Genomic DNA, 9,950 nt, shown 5'->3' on the forward strand with positions numbered 1-9,950 from the left:
GTTCGACATCAAAGTTATACGGTAATGACTCATCAAACTTTACGTCTAAGGTATTAATGATTAATACGGGGCCGAATTTATACCAACCCGCATCAATACTTTGCACTTCAATACTCACCGATTGGTCAGCAACAAGCCAATCAATCACCCGGTCATGATATTGATTCAGATAGGGTAAACTCGCCCGTAGTAGACTAATTGAGACAGCAGAAAAAACAGCTAAGCAGGCAAAAGTATACAGGCATGCTTTACCACACCTTCTTAGCCAATTTCGTTTCGCTGTCACGCTACATCATTACCACATCAAAGTGCTCTTGTAAGTACTGCGGTTCGGCTTTGATCTTCACCTGTTTACCCATAAATAATTCCAATTCAGCAATACTGTGTGACTCTTCTTTTTCAATATAGTCGGCAACGGCAACCGATGCATAAACATTAAACTGATCGGCATCATAGGCTCGGTTAACACGGGTCACTTCGCGGAATATCTCATAACATACTGTCTCTACCGTTTTAACTGAACCACGACCGTCACAGGTTGGGCAATCCGAACACAGTACATGTTCAAGTGATTCACGCGTACGCTTACGCGTCATTTCCACTAAACCCAATGCCGAGAAATCATGAGTATTGGTTTTTGCACGATCATGGCTTAATGCAGACTCTAAACATTCCATTACCCGACGACGGTGTTCCGAGCTTTGCATATCAATAAAATCAATAATGATAATACCGCCAAGGTTACGCAATCTAAGTTGACGAGCAATCGCTTGAGTTGACTCAACATTAGTATTAAAAATGGTATCTTCAAGATTACGATGGCCAACAAACGCACCGGTATTAATATCAATCGTAGTCATTGCTTCAGTTTGGTCAATTATTATATAACCGCCTGATTTCAAGGTAACCTTACGTTCAAGTGCACGCTGAGATTCGTTTTCCACATCGTACATTTCAAAGATTGGACGCTCACCGGTATATGGTTCTAACGCGCTAACCAGCTCTGGCACATAGGATTCTGTAAATTCACACAATTCAGTATAAGCTAATCGTGAATCAACCCTGATCTTGTCTAATGGCGCACCAGCAAAGTCACGAATAATACGAAATGCCAATGAAGGATCTTGATACAGCATGCTACCACTTGGATTACTGGTTTTGCGTTGTAGCACTTTCGTCCATAGGCGTTTTAAGTAAGCGATATCTTGTTCAAGCTCTTTATCACCGACACCATCAGCGGCAGTACGTATAATATAACCGCCAAGCTCATCGATCTGTGCTTCAGTCACACGTTTCAATCGGCTACGCTCCTCTTCACAGTCGATACGCTGCGATACGCCAACATGTGAACTGCCCGGCATGAATACCAGATAACGAGAAGGCAAAGTAATATCAGTGGTTAGACGCGCGCCTTTGGTACCCATTGGGTCTTTCACCACCTGCACGGTGATATCTTGGCCTTGACGTACTAACTGAGAGATATCAGCTACTTTAAAGTGTTTTTTCTCACCGGGTGCCACACATTCAGTATGCGGGACAATATCCGATGCATGTAAAAATGCAGCTTTATCAAGACCAATGTCAATAAACGCAGCTTGCATGCCCGGAAGAACCCGACTTACCTTACCTTTATAGATATTACCGACGATGCCACGCTTTGCTTCTCGCTCTACATGAATTTCTTGTAGTACGCCATTTTCAATCAAGGCTACACGTGTTTCACTCGGGGTAACATTTACTAATAACTCTGTCGTTAAACCCATATTCTTTAACCCTTCATTACTTATTCTGCTTGGCCTTAAAGGCTTGAATTAATTGCTCGGTTTGCATTAATGGTAAGCCGACAACAGCGCTATAACTGCCACTTATGTGACTAACAAATTTACCTGCAATACCTTGGATTGCATAACTACCGGCTTTATCTACTGGTTCACCAGTGCGCCAGTAATCCTGCATTTCAATCACTGATATTGCTCTAAACTGGACTGTGCTTGTCACTAACTCGACCCAACAACGGTGGTTATCGGCCAGTGCAACAGCAGTCATAACTTCATGCTCATGACCGGATAATAAACTTAACATGCGGATCGCATCCGCTTCATCCACCGGTTTTTCTAATACTTGTCCGGCATAGACGACAATAGTATCAGCACCTAACACCACTGGCTCTGCGCTAGGTGTGGTATTTAGCAATGCCGCCACTCCAGCTTGCGCTTTATCACGCGCGAGACGAGACACATAATCAGGTGCTCGTTCATCCGCTTGTTGTTGCTCTTCCACATCTACAGATAATACTGTAAATTCAATACCAATTTGCGTCAGTAATTCACGACGACGCGGTGATTGTGATGCTAAATACATATTACGCTGTTTCATCTTATTATCTTCTACTCAATTAAGCTATCTTCAAGCCACTATCTAATCGCAAATTGACGACGAATTTTCCGTAAAATCAAGAATATCCATGGCCATATTAACATCGTGGTTAAGATTGACCAGAAGTACATTGGCGTTATTGATATATCGAAAAGTAATTTCTCTGCCCAAAATATAATGAGCTTATTGAGCATAGCTAAAAAGCCCACAATCAGCGCTTGTTGCCATAATGAAATATTACGGATCAAGCGATGATTCATGACGATGATATAGACAACAATAGACAAAGCTAAAGAATGGATCCCTAATGGCGCGCCTAATAATAGATCCAAAGTTAATCCGCAGATCCAGGCGTATCCAACACTCACCCGATAAGGCAATGCCATACACCAATACCCCAAAACCAATAGCACCCAATCAGGACGGAAAGCATCTAGCGGCTCGGGAACAGGTAACACAGTAAGTAGTAATGCGAGAATTAAGGTCAGGATTAATTTAAAACGACCGTTAGCAGGCGTCATAATACCTTCTCCTTGGCTGTTTCTGATTTAGGTGCAACTTCTAACTTAGGGTCAAGCATGTCAGCTTTAGGTTTTGTCTCTGATGCATTCGCTTCATCATCCCAAATTAATAACACATAACGTATCCGCTCTAATGCCACAACGGGCTTGGCTTCGACTTGTGCATAGGGTTCACCCACTTGATAAATAAACTCAGAAATTGTCGCCACAGGATAGCCTTCTGGGAATACCCCCCCCAAGCCTGACGTCACTAAAAGATCACCCACTTGGATATCAGTACTGTGCGGCATATAAGGTAGGTTGAGACTGTTTAATTCGCCCCCGCCATTGGCAATCGCGCGAATATCATTACGCTGCACACGTACCGGAATACCGTGAGTAATATCAGAAATCAACAATATCCGGCTGTATGTGGCCGCGACATCAACAATTTGTCCCACCACGCCCTGTTCGTTCAATATCGGTTGGCCAATATAAACCCCATCCATAGCGCCCTTATTAATCACCACTTGCAGTGAAAAAGGGTCAGAATTAACAGTGATAATCTCGGCGACTAACTTTCGTTGATCTGAATGGATTGGCGAATTAAGTAATGCGCGTAGACGTTTGTTTTCTTCTTTCAAATGCTTAAATTCAAGTAGTTGAACTTGCTGCGTAAACAGCTTATCTTTTTGTTCTGCCACTTGTTTTTTTAAATCTCGACGATTGACAACGGTATTTGATACACCTTTAAGCATTTCACTGGGAATATCGGCAGCATAAATGAGAGGCGAGACAGCGGTATTTAAATAAAGTCGCACATTTGAAAATGAATCAAATTTGGAATCAAAAACAATTAATGTGAAAGAGGCGATAACCGCAAAGAATAGGCGCAGTTGTAACGATGTAGAGGTAGCAAAAATAGGTTTCATTAGATGGTATTCTCAAAGGATGGCGCGTCCGCCATCCCATAGGATTATTTAATCAGGTGCTTAATCGTAATGGAACAGATCACCGCCGTGCATATCAATCATTTCTAATGCCGTACCGCCGCCACGAGCCACGCACGTTAGTGGATCTTCAGCGATAACCACTGGAATACCTGTTTCTTCAAGTAATAAACGATCTAGGCCACGGATTAATGCACCGCCACCCGTTAGAACCATACCACGTTCAGAAATATCTGATGCTAACTCTGGTGGTGACTGTTCTAACGCTGTCATTACCGCACTCACAACACCCGATAGCGGCTCTTGTAATGCTTCTAGAATTTCAGTGCTGTTTAAGATGAAACTACGCGGTACGCCTTCTGCAAGGTTACGGCCACGCACTTCAATTTCAACAACTTCATCAAGTGGGTAGGCAGAACCAATTTCTTTCTTAATACGCTCAGCAGTTGCTTCACCAATTAAGCTGCCGTAGTTACGACGTACATAGCTGATGATTGCTTCATCAAGTTTGTCACCGCCGATACGTACCGATGAAGAGTAAACCACACCGTTTAATGAGATGATTGCGACTTCGGTAGTACCACCACCTATATCGACAACCATAGAGCCAGTTGCTTCCGATACAGGCATGCCAGCACCAATCGCTGCAGCCATCGGCTCATCAATTAAAAATACATCACGTGCACCTGCACCTTGTGCTGACTCACGGATCGCACGACGCTCTACTTGTGTTGAACCACATGGTACACAAATTAACACGCGCGGGCTTGGACGGAAGAAATTGTTGTCATGCACTTGCTTAATAAAGTGTTGTAACATTTTTTCAGTCACGAAAAAGTCAGCGATAACGCCATCTTTCATTGGGCGAATAGCGGCAATGTTACCAGGTGTACGGCCTAACATTTGTTTTGCGGCGGTACCAACTGCTGCAACACTCTTGTTCGCACCGCGCTCTTGGCGGATCGCAACAACTGAAGGCTCGTCAAGAACAATACCTTGACCTTTAACATAAATGAGAGTGTTTGCTGTTCCCAAGTCGATTGATAAATCGCTAGAGAATACGCCTCTTAACTTCTTAAACATGGTTATGGGCATTCCTAAAAGTAAAATGTTGCAAGATCGGTTAACGTTACCAATGCGCAATGAATGAGCCAAGTTTATCAGACTTTATGACTGACTCACTATTAATTTAACCGTCTTCGGTAAATAACTCGGTCATTGCCATAGAAAAAGCCAAACTCGATGTTTGCAGATGGGTCTTCACCATCTGCAGGCATCAACCATTCCGGTGTATTAATATACTCTAATATTGCCGTGCCGGGATTATCAGATGAAATCATTAACTCATTTGTTAAGCCACTTACAAATACACCTTTATTAGCTATTAAACTACCGAGGCTGGTCGTCGCATCAGTACTATCAAATGTTGTTTTACTATCATCAACATTAAGAATAAAGCCATCGCCGGTGGCTTTGTTTGGTTCATAATACTGTAATTTCATCGTTACAGGGAAAGCACTACCGGTAGGACCCGAACCATCATCAATAAACCAGCGGCCGTAACGTAGTTCACTCACTTGTTCAGATAAAGTTTTTGCTGCTGGTAATTCTGTGTTGGCAAGCATATCTGTATTATTAAGTAAAACACCGTCAGTATCTATAATACTAATACCAAAGAGCGTATTCATGATTGGGCCATCAGGACCACTTGCTAAACGCGCAAAGTTGCCTGTATCTAATAAGCTTGTTGATTCATAAACACCGTCTTTCCATACACTGCCAAAGTCTTTTAGACGGTCAGAAAAAGATTTATTCCTTAAACCATCCACCTCAGTACTAAAAGTTACTTCCGCATTAAGTTCGCCGTCATAATTATGTGTGATGAATCCTAAGCGATTTTGAGCCTCCAGACGATAACCAAATCGTAACTCGGGTTGGTCCATATAAGTAAATACCGCCCCAGGGTCTGGTGAATCTAATAAAATCCAAGCCATTTCCCAAGCACTACCAATACCAGGCTCATATTGATTAGAACCAGGACTCCATTGAACGCAATAACCGCTATTAGGCCATTGTCGACATTGATAAATATGCTTATCTTTTGGCTGTAAAACCGTAGTTCCAGCTACATAGCTAGGATATTGATCTGGAAACTCATAGTCGTAACCGTTCTGAAAAGAACGTCTAGCACCAACATAATTATCTACTTTTGATGACACTAAGGTAAAGTAAGATGGAATGAAACGGCCTATCTCTTGGCCTTTACTATTATCAGTAAAATCTTGATCGACAGAGAACTGCTCACCGTAATAATTTTGGTCTTTTACATTGACCTTAATGGCGCCGACTTCACTATAAGTCGAACTTTCAAACCTATAAACACCACTTTCAAAGCTGGGTAAATTAGGCATTCCAATCCAGTCCGACAAGCTTACCGAAGACGTTAATAAGGTCTTATTTTCTGCATAACCAAATAAACCGTCAAAACCATCATCAGCAACAGGCATCGAACGTGTCAATTTGATTCGAATATTATTGTTTGTGGTCGGCACATAATTGGTGGTAACGACGCCATTTGCATTTACCGCTTGGATCTCAAAGGTGAACGTCTGCTCAGCTTTATGAGTATGCATTAATACACCGTTACTACGCTCAGTAAGATCGGTACGCGCAGTCCCTTCATAACGACTGGCTTTAATATTAAATTTATCAGGTCTTACCGCAAAGCTTTCACTATCTGTTGCTAAGGTTCTAACCTCAACACCATTATCAAAGACGTAACTCGCAGAGAGACGAATTTTACCGGCGTTATGATAAACAGGCTGATTAACTTGATAAACGCCTGTTGCAACGTTAGTTAGTGTGACAGAGGTTTCACCACCGCTATTATTGAGTGGTATATTCCCAACATTAAAAGCAAGCGCATTATCGCAAGTCCCCGGGGATACACATTCAACACCGAGATTAAAGTCATTATTATCAGTAGCTAATACCGAGCAAGTACCATTGCCATCACTCTCGAGCGCTCTTAAATATAGCGAACTAATTTCAGTACCTGCGACTTGATTGGCAATATCAACATCAGTATTTATTGCTTGCGAAAATTGCAAACCAATATCAGCAAAACTAATGCCACAGCTATCTTGATCTGCTGTCGCTTGGTTACAGTAAGTTTGGGTACCGCTAGGAAAGCTTAATGCTAATGTGCCTGATGATAATTTTTCTATACCAGAAAGCGTCCCCGTACCATTCGTTAAATTTACATTTTCATCGCTACCATCAACCTGTACCGTCACACTATCATTAACTTCCGCGACATCACAGCTACCACTGCTACTGTTATTCTTACACGCCAAGATTATTGCGCTTGTTGATTCACAGGTCAGTGCATTAGTAGGATGCATTATACGGTAGTGATTAACGACAGGTGTAGGTGGCGTATCCAGTTCAGCGGTAATTACAATATCATCCCAGGAAATGTCATCATCATTATCTGTAATAATACCCCAGAGCCCATGATCAGGTCCAAAATCTAAAAATCCTTTTACATCATGTGTCTTAATTTCGAGCTCATAATCCCCTTTCTTGGTCAATGGTGGATCAAAAGTCCAAGTATAATCACCACTCGCCTGCCCCTCGGTATTCATGGTATGCGTTCTATCTGGCCCCTCACCTCTCAAAGTAAAACGCACATCAGTTTGTCCAAGGTTAACATCACGATAGTTGTACATGATTAAATGCTTTAAATTGGCACCTTTTTCAACTTTAAATTTGTAATAATCATCAGTCTTTTTGCCATTATTAACTTCATCAGTCGGTTCATCTGGATACCAACGACCAGCATAGCCGCCGCTGCTGTCACTTGTATCACCAATATGACGGCGTTCGATTAATGCTACACTCTTCGATGTACCAGATTTAGTTTTAAGCTTAATATTTTTAAATTCAAAATCATCATAATTCCAATTGCTATTGGTTTGGCATTTATCTGACCAACCTTTAGCTTGTCCTCCAGGGTTAAAGCACTGGCCAACAATCGCTAGGCGATAATAACCTTTAGTCAGAGGTACTTCTGGCAACGGTTTGCCTTCAAAATGGGCATGACCATGATCTGCATGTACATGGTTTTCATCATCATTCTTATTGGTATATGAACGCGCGTTAACAACCACATCACCATCACTATTCCAAATAACAAAGTACAGCCGCCCATCGGCACCATCGATATCCTTAAGCTCTATTTTACTCAGGTCAATATCTTCACTTAAATGAAAATGAATAGGATTAACCGGCATTGGATTCTCCAGCAATCCATCATTATCAGTACCGTCAGCAGTTAGCATAAAACGCGGATGAATAGCACTATCATCGCTATCACCGATCTCAATTTTACCGATGAGTTCGAAATCTTTACCTTTTTTAGCTTGAGCTTCAACACTCATACCAAGCGTAATCACTAACAGAGTGAACAGCATAACTAAGCGCTGAGTAAATACTGAATATGTAAAAATGCGTTTTAGCTTCATGACTTCACCTCTGCTTCAACTTTATGCTCAGCCACAATTTTTCCACCATCACATGTACCGGTCGATGTTAAGTAATACTGCTTGCTACCATTAGGCAAACCAATAGTCTGACAATCAATACTCACGCTGCAATTTTCCAACCCGCTCTCACCACTAATATCAAAAGGGATAGGCAATGGTTTTAAAGGAAACTCCACACATGTTAAGCTATTATTTAATGCGCTATAAATTCCATATTCCATCCCGCTGTCTGAAGCATAATAAGCTTTCGCGCTATACACTTCATTGGCGACACTATCTGCCGTCGAGCTCAAGATACGGCTTAATGACGCCGCTAACAATGAGATAACCACAAGAATAAACAGAGAGATAACGAGCATACTACCCTGCTGTTGTGGATAGCAGCTCGGTCTACGATTAAGGGACATTTGTCATTACCACCTGATGCTCAAATTTAATGTCACTGCCATCACGCAATAAGAAGTTAAAGTTTAACTTCAAAATGGCATTACTAAACTGCGATGCAGCTGTTAACGACATACTACTACCTGCACTTAAATCGTTCATCATCAAAGCTCGAGTCTCAATACCAGTACCCACTTTCTCATATCGAAGTAATTCTGATTTACTACTTTCTAAACAGTAACGAACTTCACGATTGAAAATAAAATAACGCGATACTGACGAATCCATAGTAAGTTCAGCATCCAAACCAACCTGAGCTTGTGTAGCATTCGCACCGGAAGCCGCGTAACTATTAATCGTCGCAATACTGCCACTGGCCGATTGATAAAAAGCATTTGCATCTAACGTATGTATACTCAATCGCTGATTGATGAATGTACTTACAGCTCGACTACCTGATCTTGAAAGCGGATCCATAATGAGGTCTACATCCGTCTGTCCACTTACGCTATTAAGATATTGCCCTGCCGCCGTAAAAGGCGCGAATTTAATACAACTACCATCTTCTTGAACACTAAAAGCAATGGCCGATTCTAATTCTTTACTCATTCGATTTAACACAAAGCGGGCGTCGTTAAGACGCTCATTTTGATTGACTGAGGCTTGATACAGCACGACGTTATCGCTAATAAAACGGCTGCTAAAGGTACCAACGACACCCAACAAGATAATCACGGTCACCAGTTCAACTAAAGTGAAACCAAGCTGCTTATGTTTAAGGGGATTAGACATCAGTAGTTCCCCTTAAATGACGTCAGTAAGATCGTTTCATTGTTAGGCATATATATTGTTACCGAGATCCGTTTTGCCACATCATTTGCAGTACTACCCGTAATAAATTTATCAGCCGCATTACTAACACATATATTCAATCCATAACCAGGGTATTCATTGGTAAATAAACTCAGCGTGGTTTTTGGATCGCTATTACAATGCTCATGATAATCATCTATATCATTAAAAGTATCCGGTTTATTTTTATCTTCCGTACCATCAACACCAAAACTAGTTTCTTCAGTACAAGTCGTGCATGGACTAAAACTACCTAACACTAACTTCCGTTCATCATAATAGCGAATTAGCACTTGATTCATGATGCTCTTACCTAATGCTGTGGCTTTTATTTGATACAT

General features: G+C 41.5%; 10 protein-coding genes. All 10 read right to left on the reverse strand.

The annotated features are described in order from the left end of the window. Nucleotides 1-286, reverse strand: a 286-nt coding sequence (locus QNK26_RS08530; RefSeq protein WP_319222223.1) for a hypothetical protein, incomplete at its 3' end; no start/stop codon positions are given. Between the two features lies 1 nt (nucleotide 287). Next, a complete protein-coding gene (gene rng / locus QNK26_RS08535; protein WP_319222224.1) occupies nucleotides 288-1,763 on the reverse strand; it encodes a ribonuclease G in 1,476 nt (491 codons plus the stop codon). Between the two features lie 16 nt (nucleotides 1,764-1,779). Further along, nucleotides 1,780-2,376: a Maf family protein gene (locus QNK26_RS08540; RefSeq protein ID WP_319222226.1), complete on the reverse strand. Its 597-nt coding sequence runs from the start codon at nucleotides 2,374-2,376 to the stop codon at nucleotides 1,780-1,782. 38 nt (nucleotides 2,377-2,414) lie between these two features. Next, nucleotides 2,415-2,897 carry a rod shape-determining protein MreD gene (gene mreD / locus QNK26_RS08545; RefSeq protein ID WP_319222227.1) on the reverse strand — a complete coding sequence of 161 codons (483 nt, stop codon included), beginning with the start codon at nucleotides 2,895-2,897 and terminating at the stop codon, nucleotides 2,415-2,417. After that, nucleotides 2,894-3,808 carry a rod shape-determining protein MreC gene (gene mreC, locus QNK26_RS08550; RefSeq protein ID WP_319222228.1) on the reverse strand — a complete coding sequence of 305 codons (915 nt, stop codon included), beginning with the start codon at nucleotides 3,806-3,808 and terminating at the stop codon, nucleotides 2,894-2,896. Before mreC ends, mreD begins: the two co-directional genes overlap by 4 nt. A gap of 60 nt (nucleotides 3,809-3,868) precedes the next feature. Beyond that, the gene (locus QNK26_RS08555) at nucleotides 3,869-4,909 is read right to left on the reverse strand and encodes a rod shape-determining protein (RefSeq protein WP_319222229.1); all 1,041 of its coding nucleotides are present in this window, start codon (nucleotides 4,907-4,909) and stop codon (nucleotides 3,869-3,871) included. Nucleotides 4,910-5,010: 101 nt separating this feature from the next. Beyond that, nucleotides 5,011-8,352 (reverse strand): DUF6701 domain-containing protein, encoded by a 3,342-nt coding sequence (locus tag QNK26_RS08560; protein WP_319222231.1) that lies wholly within the window; start codon nucleotides 8,350-8,352, stop codon nucleotides 5,011-5,013. After that, on the reverse strand, nucleotides 8,349-8,780 hold the full coding sequence (locus QNK26_RS08565) for a pilus assembly PilX N-terminal domain-containing protein (protein WP_319222233.1): 432 nt from the start codon (nucleotides 8,778-8,780) through the stop codon (nucleotides 8,349-8,351). The genes QNK26_RS08560 and QNK26_RS08565 overlap by 4 nt, the downstream gene beginning before the upstream one ends. Beyond that, on the reverse strand, nucleotides 8,770-9,549 hold the full coding sequence (locus tag QNK26_RS08570; RefSeq protein ID WP_319222235.1) for a type II secretion system protein J: 780 nt from the start codon (nucleotides 9,547-9,549) through the stop codon (nucleotides 8,770-8,772). Before QNK26_RS08570 ends, QNK26_RS08565 begins: the two co-directional genes overlap by 11 nt. Beyond that, nucleotides 9,549-9,950 (reverse strand): MSHA biogenesis protein MshD (locus tag QNK26_RS08575; RefSeq protein ID WP_319222236.1); only part of this gene is annotated, 402 nt, incomplete at its 5' end. The genes QNK26_RS08575 and QNK26_RS08570, both read right to left, overlap by 1 nt.

This window comes from Moritella sp. (assembly GCF_033791185.1).
GTDB lineage: Bacteria > Pseudomonadota > Gammaproteobacteria > Enterobacterales > Moritellaceae > Moritella.

Excerpts from the sequence above, each read along its gene's own strand:
- QNK26_RS08570 (WP_319222235.1), bottom strand. The coding sequence starts at position 9,549 with ATGTCTAATCCCCTTAAACATAAGCAGCTTGGTTTCACTTTAGTTGAA.
- mreC (WP_319222228.1), bottom strand. The coding sequence starts at position 3,808 with ATGAAACCTATTTTTGCTACCTCTACATCGTTACAACTGCGCCTATTC.
- rng (WP_319222224.1), bottom strand. The coding sequence starts at position 1,763 with ATGGGTTTAACGACAGAGTTATTAGTAAATGTTACCCCGAGTGAAACA.
- QNK26_RS08555 (WP_319222229.1), bottom strand. The coding sequence starts at position 4,909 with ATGTTTAAGAAGTTAAGAGGCGTATTCTCTAGCGATTTATCAATCGAC.
- QNK26_RS08560 (WP_319222231.1), bottom strand. The coding sequence starts at position 8,352 with ATGAAGCTAAAACGCATTTTTACATATTCAGTATTTACTCAGCGCTTA.
- QNK26_RS08540 (WP_319222226.1), bottom strand. The coding sequence starts at position 2,376 with ATGAAACAGCGTAATATGTATTTAGCATCACAATCACCGCGTCGTCGT.
- mreD (WP_319222227.1), bottom strand. The coding sequence starts at position 2,897 with ATGACGCCTGCTAACGGTCGTTTTAAATTAATCCTGACCTTAATTCTC.
- QNK26_RS08565 (WP_319222233.1), bottom strand. The coding sequence starts at position 8,780 with ATGTCCCTTAATCGTAGACCGAGCTGCTATCCACAACAGCAGGGTAGT.